At 59.3% G+C, this 14,265-nt stretch carries 12 protein-coding genes; 8 read left to right on the top strand and 4 right to left on the bottom strand.

The window, feature by feature from the left end; all coding sequences use genetic code 11:
• Positions 1 to 200 precede the first annotated feature (200 nt).
• The gene (locus NQL71_RS16495) at positions 201 to 2,609 is read right to left on the bottom strand and encodes a glucose/quinate/shikimate family membrane-bound PQQ-dependent dehydrogenase (protein ID WP_274643030.1); all 2,409 of its coding nucleotides are present in this window, start codon (positions 2,607 to 2,609) and stop codon (positions 201 to 203) included.
• A 212-nt stretch (positions 2,610 to 2,821) separates the two neighbouring features.
• The gene (locus NQL71_RS16490; RefSeq protein WP_077185222.1) at positions 2,822 to 4,204 is read right to left on the bottom strand and encodes a carbohydrate porin; all 1,383 of its coding nucleotides are present in this window, start codon (positions 4,202 to 4,204) and stop codon (positions 2,822 to 2,824) included.
• Between the two features lie 258 nt (positions 4,205 to 4,462).
• Here NQL71_RS16490 and NQL71_RS16485 point away from each other — a divergent pair, with 258 nt between their 5' ends.
• On the top strand, positions 4,463 to 4,693 hold the full coding sequence (locus tag NQL71_RS16485) for a VF530 family protein (protein ID WP_046819059.1): 231 nt from the start codon (positions 4,463 to 4,465) through the stop codon (positions 4,691 to 4,693).
• 1 nt (position 4,694) lies between these two features.
• Positions 4,695 to 5,354: a Pr6Pr family membrane protein gene (locus NQL71_RS16480; RefSeq protein ID WP_077185223.1), complete on the top strand. Its 660-nt coding sequence runs from the start codon at positions 4,695 to 4,697 to the stop codon at positions 5,352 to 5,354.
• Between the two features lie 75 nt (positions 5,355 to 5,429).
• Here the strand turns inward: NQL71_RS16480 and NQL71_RS16475 are convergent, their stop codons facing one another.
• Positions 5,430 to 6,179, bottom strand: coding sequence for a siderophore-interacting protein (locus NQL71_RS16475; RefSeq protein ID WP_143512452.1), 750 nt, complete (start codon positions 6,177 to 6,179; stop codon positions 5,430 to 5,432).
• A 32-nt stretch (positions 6,180 to 6,211) separates the two neighbouring features.
• Complete coding sequence (locus NQL71_RS16470; RefSeq protein ID WP_046819062.1) at positions 6,212 to 6,787, bottom strand: PadR family transcriptional regulator; 576 nt, start codon at positions 6,785 to 6,787, stop codon at positions 6,212 to 6,214.
• A gap of 492 nt (positions 6,788 to 7,279) precedes the next feature.
• Here NQL71_RS16470 and NQL71_RS16465 point away from each other — a divergent pair, with 492 nt between their 5' ends.
• The 6 genes from NQL71_RS16465 to NQL71_RS16440 all read left to right on the top strand — a co-directional run bounded on the left by NQL71_RS16465 (position 7,280) and on the right by NQL71_RS16440 (position 14,254).
• Positions 7,280 to 7,768 (top strand): CS1 type fimbrial major subunit, encoded by a 489-nt coding sequence (locus NQL71_RS16465; protein ID WP_046819063.1) that lies wholly within the window; start codon positions 7,280 to 7,282, stop codon positions 7,766 to 7,768.
• A 107-nt stretch (positions 7,769 to 7,875) separates the two neighbouring features.
• On the top strand, positions 7,876 to 10,398 hold the full coding sequence (locus NQL71_RS16460; RefSeq protein ID WP_274643029.1) for a TcfC E-set like domain-containing protein: 2,523 nt from the start codon (positions 7,876 to 7,878) through the stop codon (positions 10,396 to 10,398).
• Between the two features lie 40 nt (positions 10,399 to 10,438).
• A complete protein-coding gene (locus NQL71_RS16455) occupies positions 10,439 to 11,179 on the top strand; it encodes a pilus assembly protein (RefSeq protein ID WP_077185225.1) in 741 nt (246 codons plus the stop codon).
• A gap of 5 nt (positions 11,180 to 11,184) precedes the next feature.
• Positions 11,185 to 11,685 carry a CS1 type fimbrial major subunit gene (locus tag NQL71_RS16450; protein WP_046819066.1) on the top strand — a complete coding sequence of 167 codons (501 nt, stop codon included), beginning with the start codon at positions 11,185 to 11,187 and terminating at the stop codon, positions 11,683 to 11,685.
• 25 nt (positions 11,686 to 11,710) lie between these two features.
• The gene (locus NQL71_RS16445; protein WP_274643028.1) at positions 11,711 to 12,961 is read left to right on the top strand and encodes a hypothetical protein; all 1,251 of its coding nucleotides are present in this window, start codon (positions 11,711 to 11,713) and stop codon (positions 12,959 to 12,961) included.
• 39 nt (positions 12,962 to 13,000) lie between these two features.
• Positions 13,001 to 14,254 (top strand): hypothetical protein, encoded by a 1,254-nt coding sequence (locus tag NQL71_RS16440; protein WP_077185227.1) that lies wholly within the window; start codon positions 13,001 to 13,003, stop codon positions 14,252 to 14,254.
• Positions 14,255 to 14,265: the final 11 nt, after the last annotated feature.

Here is a 14,265-nt window from a genome sequence, read left to right as displayed (position 1 = left end):
TTTGCTGTGGTCTGGGCAATTGCCCGATGAGTACTGTGTCGGTAGTCGAGTCCTTCAACTTGAGGGGATTGGGACAAAATTTCCTTTTGTTTGATGTTAGACGGCTGTGGCGTTGAGGCAAGGTGCCGAGCGCCGGTTTCAAGGCACAAAAAAGGCGACCCCCTTGCGAGAGTCGCCTTGGCGTTAACTACGGATATTGCTTACTCCGACAGTTTGTACGCAATCACATAGTCACCCTGTTTGGTGCCCAGCGAGCCGTGACCACCCGCCACGACCAGCACGTATTGCTTGCCATCCTTGCCGGTGTAGGTCATCGGCGTGGTTTGCGCGCCTGCCGGCAGGCGGCCTTCCCACAGTTGCTTGCCGTTTTTCACGTCGTAGGCACGCAGGTACTGGTCGAGGGTGCCGCTGAGGAAACCGACGCCACTGGCGGTGGTGAAGGTGCCGCCCAGGCTCGGTACGCCCATGCTCAGTGGAATCGGAACCGGCGAGCTGTCACGCACGGTACCGTTTTTGTGCATCCAGATTTTTTCATGGGTGGTCAGGTCGATCGCGGCCACGTAGCCCCACGCCGGCGCCTGGCACGGCAGGCCCATTGGCGACAGCAAGGCTTCGAGGACCACGCCGTACGGCGCGCCTTTGTTTGGCTGCACGCCTTCGGTTTCGCTTTTGCGCGGGCCTTGGGCGGCGATTTCGGCGGCCGGGATCATCTTCGATTTGAACGCCATGTAGCTTGGGTTCACGAAAGCGATCTGGCGCACCGGGTCAACCGAGATTCCGCCCCAGTCGAACACACCGAAGTTACCGGGATAGACGATCGAACCCTGCAGCGACGGCGGGGTGAACGGGCCGTCGTAGCGCATGGATTTGAAGTCGATCCGGCAGATCAGCTGGTCGAACGGCGTCACGCCCCACATGTCGCGCTCTTGCAGCGGCGGCGGCATCAGGTTCAGGTCGGATTTCGGTTGCGTTGGCGAGGTGTGGTCGCCTTCCACCGCGCCTTGCGGCACCGGCACTTCGTTGATTGGCACGATGGCCTGGCCGGTGCTGCGGTCCAGCACGTAGATGCTGCCTTGCTTGGTCGACGCCAGGACGGCCTGCTTCACGCCGTCAGCGGTTTTCAGGTCCATCAGGGTCGGCTGGCCGCCGACGTCCATGTCCCACAGGTCATGGTGGGTGAACTGGAAGTGCCAGCGTACTTTGCCGGTGGCGATGTCCAGGGCGGTCAGGCCGGCCGCATGCAGTTCAGATTCAGGCGTACGCGCGCCGCCGAACTGGTCCGGGGTCTGGTTGCCCATCGGCAGGTACAGCATGCCGAGTTTTTCATCGACCGCGAACATGGACCACATGTTCGGCGAGTTGCGCGTGTAGGTCTTGCCTTCGGCAATCGGCGTGGTGTCGTCCGGGTTGCCGCTGTCCCAGTTCCACACCAGTTTGCCGGTGTGCACGCCGAACGCGCGGATCACGCCGCTTGGCTCGTCGGTGGAGACGTTGTCGGTGACGTGGCCGCCAATCACCACCAGGTCCTTGGTGACCGCGGGTGGCGAGGTGGAGTAGTAGCCACCGGCCGTGAAGCCCCCGATGTTGGCGCGCAGGTCGACCTGGCCCTTGTCGCCGAAATCTTCGCACATCTTGCCGGTGTCGGCGTTCAGTGCGATCAGGCGCGTGTCGGCGGTCGGCAGGAAGATCTTGCGCGGGCAAGCGCTGGCCGGGGCCGGGCTGGCCGAACCGGTCGGGCTCTGCTCGGAGGCATACACCGCGTCATCGTGATAGGTCACGCCACGGCAGGTCATGTGCGCCCAACCCTTGAAGTTCGCCGCATTCTGCGTCGACAGCTTCGGATCGAAACGCCAGATTTCCTTGCCGGTGTCCGGGTCCAGCGCGATCACCTGGCTGTGCGGCGTGCACACGTAGAGCATGCCGTTGACTTTCAGCGGGGTGTTTTCGGCGGTGGTTTCGCCCGGATCGTTCGGCCCAGGCAGGTCACCGGTGCGGTAGGTCCAGGCCGGTACCAGCTTGTTGACGTTTTGTGGGGTGATCTGCGCCAGCGGCGAGTAACGGTCACCATGGGCGCTGCGGCCATAGGAGTTCCAGTCACCGTCGGGCATGGCCGGGGCGGTGTTGGTCATGCCCGGCACGCTGTCGCGGTCCAGTTGCCCCTTGATTTCACCCGGGTGGGTGAACTGGCTGGCCAGGGCGGTTGCGCCGGCGATCACCACGGCCACGCTCAGGGCGCCGGTGCCCAGGGGGGCGGCGCCATCACGCAGCAGTGGACGACGGAACCACGGCAGCAACATGACCAGGCCCAGCGCGAACAGCATCGCCAGGCGCGGCACCAGCTGCCACCAGTCGAGGCCGACTTCCCACAGTGCCCAAACGGTGCTGGCGAACAGCACCAGTGCATAAAGGCCCAGTGCGGCACGACGCGCGGCGATCAGCAGGATGCCGCTCAGCGCCAGGCCGATACCGGCCAGCAGGTAGTACAGTGAGCCGCCAAGCATGCTCAGCTTGATCCCGCCGGCCAGCATGGCCAGGCCCATTAGCAGAAGCAGTATGCCGAGCAGGGTCGGCAATAGACGGCTTCGACTCAAAGCACCCTCAGTGCTCATAGTGTGGTTCTCCGTAACGTTTCAAGTGGTCCCGCGCAGGTTCACTGTAGATGACGATCCTGCGTGGGCATGGTTCAGATAAATCTATTGGGTTCACGCAGTCCTTGTAGGAGCTGGCTTGCCAGCGAAAGCGGTGTGTCTGTTGGCATAGGTGTCGACTGATACGCCGCCTTCGCTGGCAAGCCAGCTCCTCCAAGGGGGAGTGGTGTGGGTCAGAACGACGACTGGATCTTGATCCCGCCAATCAAGGCGTCATCGACGTCGTTCACGCCACCGGGATGGCGGATGTATTGCAGGTTCGGGCGCACGGTCAGCCAGTTCGTGACGTGCACGCCGTAATAGAGTTCGGCGCTGTACTCGGTGTCCTGCGGCGGCAGGAAGGCCGGGTCGTCGTAGTCGAAGACCGCCTTGGCCTGATTGCTCGCCTCGGCATTCTTGCGATACGCCGGGTTGACGTGCACGCGGGCCATGGCAAAGCCGATGTCATCCCGGGCGCGGGCGTCGAACAGGCCTTTGTAGACGAGGCCGGCCTGGACATAGTTGTCGATGGCGTTGGTTTTCTTGTCGTGCATCGTGCCGTTGGCGAACAGGCTCAGGCCGCGGGAATGGTCGCTGGCGATGCTGGTGACCTGCTGTTGAATGCCCAGCCACACACCGTGCTTGCTCGATGCACTGCGGTACGCCTCGCCACTCAGGGCGGCAGGCTGGCCGTGGCTGTCCTTGTAGACATCGGTGGCGTTGGCGTTGCTGTAGTAGTAGCCGGCACGGTATTCACCCGGCAGACCGTTGAGCTTTGGCGTCCACACCAGTTCCACCGGCAGGATGGCGCCTTGGGTGCCGCTGCCGCTGAGCTTGAAGCCATTGTCGCGGTCGAGGTTCGACGGATTCTGCTCATAGGCGCCGACCTGCGCGTACAACTCGGGCGTCAGGTGATATTTGACCCGCATCGCCCACTGGCTGACCGGCCAGTTGTACCAGATGTCGCCCACCCAGTTGCCGACCTGGGAGCCACAGAACGCAAGGTTCTGGAAGTCGCAGGGAAAACTGTTGAAATCTTCGCCTTCGCCGAAGCGGCCGACCTTGATGTCGAGTGTCTGGTCGAGGAACTTCTGCTGGTACCACATCTGCGTCAGGCGCGTAGTCTGGCCACGGCCCCAGACTTCCTGTGCCGAGGTGAAACCGCCGACCCGTGGGTCGTTGATCCGGTCGTTGCTGATGTTGTTGCCGCTGCGCTTGGTGATGGTCAGCTGGAACTCGGCGTCGTTCCAGCCGAGGATTTTCTGCAGGTCCAGGTGTGTGCCCAGCGCGAACTGGTCGCTGTAGCGAGCGGTGCGATCATGGTCGTAGCCGCCCTGCAGGTTGCTGCCCATTTCGCCGGTGTAGTCGAGCTTGAAATCATAACCCTTTGCCGACAGTTCACTGCGGGTGCCGTTCCAGTCACCGAGCATCCAGGGTGAGTCGCTGTCAAAGGCCGGTGCCGCCGGGGTACAGGTAGCGAGGCTGAAAGCGCCCAGGCCTGTGAACAGGCTCAGGGCTTTCAGGCGCGCAGCAGGCGTAAAGACAGCGCTGTCTTTAGAAAATGGAAAATCAGGCATAGGGAAGAAATTCTTGATCTTTTTTTGGAGGATGAACGTAAACGGCGCAAGTAAAGCGCATGGCAGAAGCGTTTCAGCTATGGCGGGCGTAAGGATAATGTTCTGTTACAAATAGAGGAAGGGCTTTTACTGACATGCATCCTTTCGAATTCGGTAACAGTCCTGCAGGAGCTGCTGAAGGCTGCGATCTTTTCCGTTTCACCTACATTTAACGTAAGGTGCGCGGCTTCCAATTCCCACTCTGCTCGAAGGCCCGGCATGAACGAACACAACCCCGATCCGCTGCACGGCGTGACCCTGGAACAGATCCTCAATGCACTGGTGACCCATTACGAATGGTCAGGGTTGGCCGAGCGCGTCGATATCCGTTGCTTCAAGAGCGATCCGAGCATCAAGTCGAGCCTGACGTTCCTGCGTAAAACCCCGTGGGCGCGGGAGAAGGTCGAGCGCTTGTACGTGAAACTGATGCGCACCAAGCGCCCGGTCTGACATGCCCCCTGCGCAAGGCATGCAGCGACGCTTGTTCACGCTGGCGGCCGTGCTTGGCTGGGCCGGACTGAGTATTCAGCTGTACCTGATTTTTTTTGCACGCTGGAATATCGGCGCCAGTCTGCTGGGTGGCCTGGTGAGTTTCTTCAGCTATTTCACCGTGCTGAGCAACACCCTGGTGGCGACCGTGCTGACCTGTGCAGCGACGTCCCGCGAGTCGGCGGCGCGGCGCTGGTTCCTGCAGCCGTGGGTCAGCAGTGGCGTTGCCGTGAGCATCGCTCTGGTCAGCCTGGCCTACAACCTGTTGTTGCGGCACTTGTGGCATCCAGAAGGCTGGCAGTGGCTGGCCGATGAGCTGTTGCACGATGTGATGCCGTTGCTGTTTCTGCTGTATTGGTGGCGTTGCGTGCCCAAGGGCCGGCTGCGGCCGGAACACATCGGGTTGTGGGTGATCTATCCGTTGGTCTACTTCGCCTATTCGCTGCTGCGAGGGCATGTGCTGGCGGTGTATCCCTACCCGTTCATCGATGTCGAGAAACTGGGTTATCCACAGGTGTTCATCAATGCCGGTGGATTGTTGGCAGGGTTTGTCTTGATTGCGTTGCTGCTGATCGGGTGGGATCGGTGGCTGGGGCGTCGCGCCAAAGGCCTGGATTTGTAGCAGGCTCCCACAAGGGTGTGGTGTACACAGATCCAATGTGGGAGCCAGCCTGCTGGCGATAGGGCCTGAAGCCGGTCACTCCTGGTCAGTGTCATCCAGCCGCCAGTAACCCACGGCTTTGACGAACTGCTCATCCAGCCCATGCTCATCGAGCAACACACGACGAATCTGCCGCGACACTTTGCTCTCGGTCGCCACCCACGCATACAGATTGCCCGTGGGCACCTGGATCTGGCGCACGGTGCTCAACAAGTGATCTTTACCCCCTTCGCGCAGCACCCAGATCACATTGACCTCGGCAGGGCTGTGCAGCACTTGCTGTTCCTTGCCGTTTTCCACTTCGACAATTACCAGTGCGCGCCGATTGGCGGCCAGGCCTTCAAGGCGTCGGGCGATGGCGGGCAGGGCGGTCTCGTCGCCGATCAGCAGGTAGCTGTCGAAGATATCCGGCACGATCATTGAACCCCGTGGCCCGCCGATGTGCAGGAACTGCCCGGGTTGAGCCTGTTCGGCCCAGGTCGAGGCAGGGCCGTCGCCGTGCAGGACGAAATCGATGTCCAGCTCCAGAGTATCCAGATCATAGCGGCGCGGGGTGTAGTCGCGCATGGCCGGCATCGCGCCGTTGTCCTTGCCGGCGCCGAGCACCAGGGTGTCCAGCGCCGCCTGTTGTGCCGCGTTCTGCGGGAACAGCAGCTTGACGTGGTCATCCGTGCCGAGGCTGATGAAGCCGGCCAGCTCAGGCCCGCCCAGGGTAATGCGGCGCATGCGCGGGGTCAGGTCGACGACGCGCAAGACTTCAAGGCGGCGACGTTTGATTTCGTGCATGACACGGTGAATGGTTGAGGTATCGACTGTGGTCACTCGGCGATCTCCTGGCGAGCCTGAACGGCAGGGCCGTCGACAATGGCTTTGGCGGTGTTGTTGAGCAGGGTGGCAACGCGCTGGATTTCTTGCGCACTCCAGCGGCCATGGTGCAGTTGCAGGGCATGGCGCAGGTTATGCACTGCCTCGTGGATTTCCGGGGGGCGATCATGGCCGCGCAGCGAGCGTTTGCTCACATCGATGCGCACCCGCACGCCTTCAAGGGCGACCGCCTGCTCGCTCAGGGACTGGCGACCGGCGTCAGTCACGCTGTAGCGCTTTTTTCCACCTTGGGCATCGCCCTGGATCATTTCGCTTTCTTCCAGAAAGGTCAGGGTGGGGTAGATCACGCCGGGGCTGGGGCTGTAGGCGCCGTCGAACATGCCTTCGATCTGGCGGATCAGGTCATAGCCGTGGCAGGGCTGTTCGGCGATCAGGGCCAGCAACAGCAATTTCAGGTCGCCGGGGGCGAATACCCGTGGACCGCGACCGCCGCGTTCGCGGCCGGGGCGTTTTTCGAAGCCGTCGCGACCGTCGCCATGTTCGCGGTGCGGGGAATGATGGTCTCTCATTTTTTCCTTCTCCTGTCGTGTCTAGATACAACGTAAGATATATCTTATGGTGCGTGCAAGCTTTTTTGACCGACGGTCGGGAGGGCAACGGCTCTCCACCGGTCAGGCGGGGGCCGGGAGTGCTGGTAATTTTAGAGTAATTAAACTAATCATCAGTGTTGCAACTGTTGTTGGCCGTTAGTTGCGGGCAAAGTAGTATGCTTCTTACAGAAGTTGTTTTAATTTATATCTGCATGCTTTTTCAGTTAAAACTGTGTGTAGGATATGGCTGATGGGTAAATAACGTAGTTTGCTGTTTTGCCTGCTTTTTCTACAGCTGCGTGAGTCACTTTTACTACATGTTGCGCAGAGTTTTCGTACTTACTTTCTTAGGCAATTGGTTGATCATCCTCCCTGTCGAAAGTTGAACCGAAATGCCATCACTCTGCTTGTTGGCACGGTTAATTTGAACTCTCTACAGACCAATCCTTTGAAAAAAACAGGTACTCGACAATGTTCAAGAAGTTTGCAATCGCCGTCCCGATGACCCTCCTGGCCCTCAGCTCTTCGATGGCGTTCGCTGCGGAAGAAGCGCGCACCTCCATCAATATCAGCGCCAACATTCCAACCCAGGTGTTCCATGCCCAACCGGTCAACCCTGACTTTGGTAAAGATGAAAAAATGTTCTACAACCTGGCGTCCGGTACCTTGGACCCGGTGCGTGCGACTTACGATATTCGACACACCAATGGTTCGGTCGGTGCTTATGTGGAAGGCGGGCCACAACCCCTGTTCAACGGTAGCAGCAACATTGCTCTGACCTATAGTTTCAACGGCATTACCTTGACCGGCGCTTCTCAGGAAGTGGTTGGCGATACCGAGTCCAACGGTGGCATGCGGGCTGACCTGGTGATTGCCGCGGCCAAACCCACTGCAGCGCAAACGGGCCTGTACACCGCCACTCCGGTTGTGATCTTTGATGCCATCCCGCGCATCCAGTAATACAGCCCTGATTCAAGACTTGTCCTGATTCGTTAACTTACCGGTCGATAGGTTGCTTCTGCCTGTCGATCGGGTTTTAACGCACATATCTCCAGAGAATCTCGTCCATGTTCCCGATGACTCCCATCGCGACGGCGCTTGCCCTTTTTTTCTGCGCAACGGCCTTGGCCGCGCCAGCGGATAACGCTAATACGCCTCGAAGTTTGCTGGCACAAGCCAAGGGTTTGCCCAGCGAGTTCGAAGAGCATTTTTTTGATGTGCCCTTGGCTGTGCGCGTGGAGCTTGACCAACAATTTCTCGGTGAGGCGATGGTCGTGTTATCGCGCGACGATCGCGTCACCCTCGTTGATTTCACGGATATCAGCGACAGTACGATTAAACCCAGTGAGCGCGACACCTGGTCGAACTATCTGAAACAAGGTGTAGCGCTGGGCGGCTGTCAGGCCAACTGCCCGGAGCAACTGGTGGCGGTGCACTACAGCCTGGAAAACTCACTGGTTTCGATCCTTACCGAAAACGCCGAGCGCGACGACCAGGTACAGCGTTACTACAGCTTGCCCGAAGGCGGCAGTACCGGCTTGATCGTGCGTAATCAGTTGAACCTCAACGGCGGTCAGAACCAGGACCTGGGTGGGCGCTATGGCCTTGAGGCCAGCAGCAGCCTGGGCAACTGGACTCAAGCGGTCAACATTCAACTGTCTCGCCTGGGTGGTCTGGATAACCAGCTTTATCACTCGGTGAACGAGCTCTACACCCAGCGCGAACTGCAAGGCAGTTTCCTGCGCCTGGGTTTGTTCACGCCCTCGTCCGAAGGGCTGACCCGACAACCGCGTGCTTTCGGCGCCAGCCCCGACACCGCAGTGGGCATGATGTATGGCAGCTCCGACAGCCTGGCTATCAACAACCCCAAACCGGCGGTGTATCCGATTTATGTCACGGCCAATCGCCAGGGCTCGGTGGAAATCTACCGCGACGGTTTGCTGATCAATACCCAGGCGATGCCCGCCGGGTTGCAAACCCTCGATACTCGCCCGCTACCGGGTGGCATCTATGAAGTGGAAGTGCGCCTGATCGAAGACGGCCAGATCACCTCCAGCACCCAGGAGTTGGTCTACAAGCCGAGCAACTGGCGCGATCACGAAGAACGCTGGCGCTACAACCTGTTCGCCGGCCGTGAGTCCAAAGTGTTCAGCAACTGGGACGAGCAGGACGATGGCGACATGACCGCGGGTGCGGCGTTCAACTTCCTGCTGCATCCACGGGTCATCCTGGGGTTGAGCGGACGCCAGGTGCGCGACTCGTTTCAGTACGGCACCTCGGTCGATTGGTCGATCGTCAACAATGCCAGTCTCTTTGCCAACGTCTACCAGACTGAAGACTACGGCACCGGTCTGGATGTGCAGGGGCTGTATTCCTACGGCGGTGGCAGCATCGTTGCCAGTCACAACCGCAGCTGGCTCGACACCACCCGGCTCTATGACACCCTGCCGGACGGCACGCGGGTGCGCCAGCGCAATGTATTTGTCGGTCAGACCAGCAACTCGTCGCTTTCGGTGAATCATCGAATCACCAACAAAAGCTCGATCAATGCCCGGGTGTCCCACAGCGAAGGCAATACCGAAGGCACGGGCGTGGACCTGGGCTGGACCCAGCGCACCCGACTGTTTGGCAGCGATGCCAACTGGCGCCTGGCCCTGTTCGACCGACCCGGCAGTTTCAGCTCGGGTGACGACCGCAATCGTGGCGTCGACCTGAGCGTCAACATTGCCTTGGGCGGTCCGGGTGAGCAGATCTCCGGCAGCATTGGCACGCGCACAGCCCGAGAGGGCGGCCGGGATAACAACGCCTCGGTCACCTACCGCAAAAGCCTGCAGGATCACCTGTTGCAAAGCGTCTCGGCCACCGCCATCACCGACACCTACGGCGTCGGGTTGAACGCCATGGCGAGCATGCAATCGGACCTGGTCAGTGGCGACGGTTTCATCCAGCGTTCGTCCTTCAACAACGACCTCACCGGTGGCTTGAACCTGGACAGCACCGTGGCCGTGGGCGGTCAAAAAATAGTCATGACCAGCCAGTATCACCGCGATGGTGCCGGCATGATCATCGATGTCGAATCGGATATCGATGGCATCGCCCTGCGCGCCGACGACTTGAGCGGCGGCAGCGCGGTACTGCGGCCGGGGCGCAACTTCGTGCCGATCACCGCCTACAAAAGCAGCTCGGTCAGCTTCGACTTCGAAGGCAATCATGTGCCCGCCGCGACCATCCAGCCGGCCCGTTCCAGTTATCACTTGAACAAGGGCGGCGTGGAGTATCGCCAGGTGAAAGTGATGCGAACCCTGACCGTGCTCGGCCGCCTGATCGACCCCCAGGGCAACCCGCTCAAGGGCCACCACATCATCAACCACGCCAGTCGCGGCGTGAGCGAAGTGGACGGCTTCTTCTCCATGGAAATGAACGCCGGCTCACCGACCCTGGAAGTGCGTCACGGCAACCAGTTGCTGTGCCAGTTCCGCCTCGACACGCGCAATGGCCGCACTGAAAACAACGTGTTGATGATTGGTGACCTGCGCTGCACGCCGGATACGTTGGCGGACGTGAATCCTATCGATCGGACAGCGGGTTGATAGCCCGGCAGAACGTGATTAATCAACGAGGTACAGGACGATGAAACGCCTGTTGGCATTATTTGGTTTTTGTTTGTTCACCCAGACTGCTCACGCCACACCGAGCATCAATATCGGCACCGTCTACGACTATCTGGACGGCGACAAAAGTACCTACCTGAAACGGGTTTTCAACGGTGGCGACAGCACCGCGTTCGTCAAGGTCAACATCCTCGAGATCCTCTATGACGCCGACGGAAAATCACAGGAAGTGCCCCTCAAGCCCCAGGCCGACGGCAAATCCCGCGACGGCTTGATGGCCAGCCCGGCGCGCTTGATCGTGCCGGCCAACGGCATGCAGGGCACGCGATTGCTGTTCATGGGCGAGCGCGACAAGGAACGCTATTTCCGCGTGCGTTTCGTCCCGGTGGTGCCCGAAAAGGAAGACGAATTCGCCGTCTCCAGCGAGGAGCGTGAGGACTATAAGAAAACCCTCTCTGCCGGGGTCAACGTATTGGCGGGTTACGGCGCAGTGTTTTTCGTACGGCCCAAGGCCACACGCTTCGAAAGCGCGATAGAAAACGCGGCGGGCACCTATCGAATCCGCAACAACGGCAACACCGTCGTGGTGATCGATGAGTTCAAGGATTGCTCGGTCAAGAACGAGCAGGACTGCCAGCCGACGACCAAGCATCACATCCTCGCCGGGCGAACGTTCGAGTTCGAGAAGCAGGCGGGTCGTGAGTACCGTTTCACGCTGGTTGAGGGTGAAAGCATCAAGAAACTGGACGTTAAAGGCTGATGACTATGTGCAAATCGCTGCTTCTGGTGTTTGTCTCGGCCATCGCCGCGGGGACGTCCACGCCGGTTTTTTCTGCCCGTGAGGAACATCGTTTCGACGTGGTCGTGACCATCCCCTCCCTGGCGTTCTATGTGATCCCGGCCGACCCCGGCTGGATCCACCGCGAGCAGCAATTGCCGTGGAATCTCACGTCGTCGACCCTGGGCGGTTTGCGCAAGTATTTCGATGTGAGGAACGAAGCCGGTTCGATCGAAGCCCGGCTTGAAGGCCGCCCCTACCTGTCCAACGGCACCGCCGCCCACGACATTGATATGCGGGTGCTGTTCAACGGCAAGCTGTTGAGCGAGCAGCAAAGCAGCGAAGTGGTTTCCCTGAGCGACGCCGCTTCCGGCAAACGCGTGCTGCTGGAAATCCTGCCGATGCCGCCGGCCGATGGGGTTTACAAGCCCGGCAATTATTTTGGCAACGTCAACATGATCTTCAACGCGGTCATGCCAGGGGCTTGAGCCCCGATTCCATGAGGCTAAAGGGATGAACCGTTTTCAAGTGTTCCAGCGATATGTGGGCGTGACTATTTTGTTTTCGCTGTGGCTGTCTTCGGCGGGAGCTGAAGAGGTGTCGATTCAGGCCTCGTTCAAGCCGGACTCGGCGAACCCGCAGCGCAATAAATTCAAAAACGATACGCCGTCTAGTGGTTACTGCGGCAACCACCCAGCGCAATGTCAACAAAATGGAATGTTTAGCTTGCAGGTCCCGATTCAATTCAATTCCAGCAGGCCGATCATGGCCAACCATGAGAATCCACGTCAGGGAGCGTACATAAAGGTTCCGGCGCAGTGGAGAACGTTAACCGTCATTCACGAGGCCACGGGTGAACGGGAGAACGTACAAGTGCGTATCGCCGGTTTTGGCTCCACCGCCGAATCTGATGACGTGATCAAGCTGGTGGGTGGGGGTAATGACTATCGGCTTGCCTACAATCAACTGTGGGGCAGCAGTTGGGTCAACGCGCCCGCTCCCTGCGGTTACAGCGGTGTGGGTTTTTACAATCCGACTTGGTATCGTTTTTTCTGGAAAACCCCTAGAGAAGGCGCTTGCGTAAAACTGGCCAGGTTCAATGTGCCCTGGATGCGCTACCAGTACCTGGATTTTGCCTATGAACTGGTAACGCCCAACCCGTTGGGCATGTCCTCGGGAAAATACATTGGACAGCTGACCTACACCCTCGGCCCTGGGGCGGATTTCGACATGGGCGACGTCATGCTGCCCAGCAGTAATTTCCTGGCATTGAATTTCGAGTTGAGCGTGTTGCACACCCTCAAGGTCGATGTACCACCGGGCGGTAATCGCGTGGAACTGATGCCCGAAGGCGGCTGGCAATCGTGGCTCACGCAGGGTCGAAAACCGACGCGCCTGTTCCGCGACCAGACCTTCAACATTTCCGCCAGTTCGCGTTTCAAGATGCAGATGGAGTGTGAATACACCCAGGACGGCAAGACCTGTTCGTTACGAGAACCGCTGTCAGGTCACGTCGTGCCACTGAACGTGAGCGTGAGCCTGCCCCATGGATTGGCGGATACAGACGGGCAATCGGTCGATCGCAGGCCGCTACGACTCGATGGCAGTGGCACGCAGTTGTTCCAGCCAGCGCTTTATGTGGATCGGAAACCGGGAACGCTACATTTCGAAATTCCTGCAAGTGACGTGGGCGAGATGATTCGCCCCGGGCAACAGCGACAGTATTCCGGAAGCGTGACCGTCATCTGGGATTCGGAGGTTTAGTAGCCTTTTGTAGAAACGAAAAGGAATGAGGCTAAAGGGATGAAGCGTTTTCAGTTGTTCAAGCGATGGGCGAGCGTGGGTGTTTTTGTGTCGCTGTGGCTGACATCGGCAGGGGCTGCGGAGGTGTCGATTCAGGCCTCGTTCAAGCCGGACTCGGCGAACCCGCAGCGCAATAAATTCAAAAACGATACGCCGTCAAGTGGTTACTGCGGCAGCTACCCAGCGCAATGTCAAGAAAATGCGATGTTTAGCTTGCAGGTCCCGATTCAGTTCAATTCCAGCAGGCCGATCATGGCCAACCATGAGAATCCACGTCAGGGAGCGTACATAAAGGTTCCGGCGCAGTGGAGAACGTTAACCGTCATTCACGAGGCCACGGGTGAACAGGAAGACGTACAAGTGCGTATCGCCGGTTTTGGCTCCGCCGCCGAATCTGATGACGTGATCAAGCTGGTGGGTGGGGGTAATGACTATCGGCTTGCCCACAATCAACTGTGGGGCAGCAGTTGGGTCTACGCACCCGCTCCCTGCGGTTACAGCGGTATGGGTTTTTTCAGTCCGACCCGGTATCGCTTTTTCTGGAGAACGCCTAGAGAAGGCGCTTGCGTAAAACAGGCCAGGTTCAATGTGCCTTGGCTGCGCTACCAGTACCTGGATTTTGCCTATGAACTGGTAACGCCTAACCCGTTGGGCATGTCCTCGGGAAAATACATTGGACAGCTGACCTACACCCTCGGCCCTGGGGCGGATTTCGACATGGGCGACGTCATGCTGCCCAGCAGTAATTTCCTGGCATTGAATTTCGAGTTGAGCGTGCTGCACACCCTCAAGGTCGATGTACCACCGGGCGGTAATCGCGTGGAACTGGTGCCCGAAGGCGGCTGGCAATCCTGGCTCACACAGGGTCGAAAACCGACGCGCCTGTTCCGCGACCAGACCTTCAATATTTCCGCCAGTTCGCGTTTCAAGATGCAGATGGAGTGTGAATACAGCCTGGACGGTCAGACCTGCGCGGTGAGCGATCCTCTGAGCGGTCATGTCGCACCACTGAATGTCAGCGTGAGCCTGCCTGCTGGCTTGACGAACATCGCAGGACAACCTGTCAATCGCCTGCCATTACGGCGCAACGGTGGTGTCATGCAGATCTTTTTGCCAGGGTTCTATGTGGATCGCAAGCCAGGAACCCTGCATTTCGATATCCCTGCAAGTGTAGTCGGCGAGATGATTCGCCCCGGGCAACAGCGTCAGTATTCAGGACGCGTCACGGTTATCTGGGATTCGGAAGTCGGTTGAGGCGGGGGCCC

This window comes from Pseudomonas serbica (assembly GCF_028823535.1).
GTDB classification, from domain to species: Bacteria; Pseudomonadota; Gammaproteobacteria; order Pseudomonadales; family Pseudomonadaceae; genus Aquipseudomonas; species Aquipseudomonas serbica.
The sequence above is the reverse complement of the archived record's forward strand: the minus strand, read 5'-3'. Positions and strand labels throughout refer to the sequence as shown.

Bases quoted from the DNA above. Each gene is read 5' to 3' on its own strand.
- NQL71_RS16495 (WP_274643030.1), bottom strand. From the start codon at position 2,609: ATGAGCACTGAGGGTGCTTTGAGTCGAAGCCGTCTATTGCCGACCCTG.
- NQL71_RS16490 (WP_077185222.1), bottom strand. From the start codon at position 4,204: ATGCCTGATTTTCCATTTTCTAAAGACAGCGCTGTCTTTACGCCTGCT.
- NQL71_RS16485 (WP_046819059.1), top strand. From the start codon at position 4,463: ATGAACGAACACAACCCCGATCCGCTGCACGGCGTGACCCTGGAACAG.
- NQL71_RS16480 (WP_077185223.1), top strand. From the start codon at position 4,695: ATGCCCCCTGCGCAAGGCATGCAGCGACGCTTGTTCACGCTGGCGGCC.
- NQL71_RS16475 (WP_143512452.1), bottom strand. From the start codon at position 6,179: ATGCACGAAATCAAACGTCGCCGCCTTGAAGTCTTGCGCGTCGTCGAC.
- NQL71_RS16470 (WP_046819062.1), bottom strand. From the start codon at position 6,787: ATGAGAGACCATCATTCCCCGCACCGCGAACATGGCGACGGTCGCGAC.
- NQL71_RS16465 (WP_046819063.1), top strand. From the start codon at position 7,280: ATGTTCAAGAAGTTTGCAATCGCCGTCCCGATGACCCTCCTGGCCCTC.
- NQL71_RS16460 (WP_274643029.1), top strand. From the start codon at position 7,876: ATGTTCCCGATGACTCCCATCGCGACGGCGCTTGCCCTTTTTTTCTGC.
- NQL71_RS16455 (WP_077185225.1), top strand. From the start codon at position 10,439: ATGAAACGCCTGTTGGCATTATTTGGTTTTTGTTTGTTCACCCAGACT.
- NQL71_RS16450 (WP_046819066.1), top strand. From the start codon at position 11,185: ATGTGCAAATCGCTGCTTCTGGTGTTTGTCTCGGCCATCGCCGCGGGG.
- NQL71_RS16445 (WP_274643028.1), top strand. From the start codon at position 11,711: ATGAACCGTTTTCAAGTGTTCCAGCGATATGTGGGCGTGACTATTTTG.
- NQL71_RS16440 (WP_077185227.1), top strand. From the start codon at position 13,001: ATGAAGCGTTTTCAGTTGTTCAAGCGATGGGCGAGCGTGGGTGTTTTT.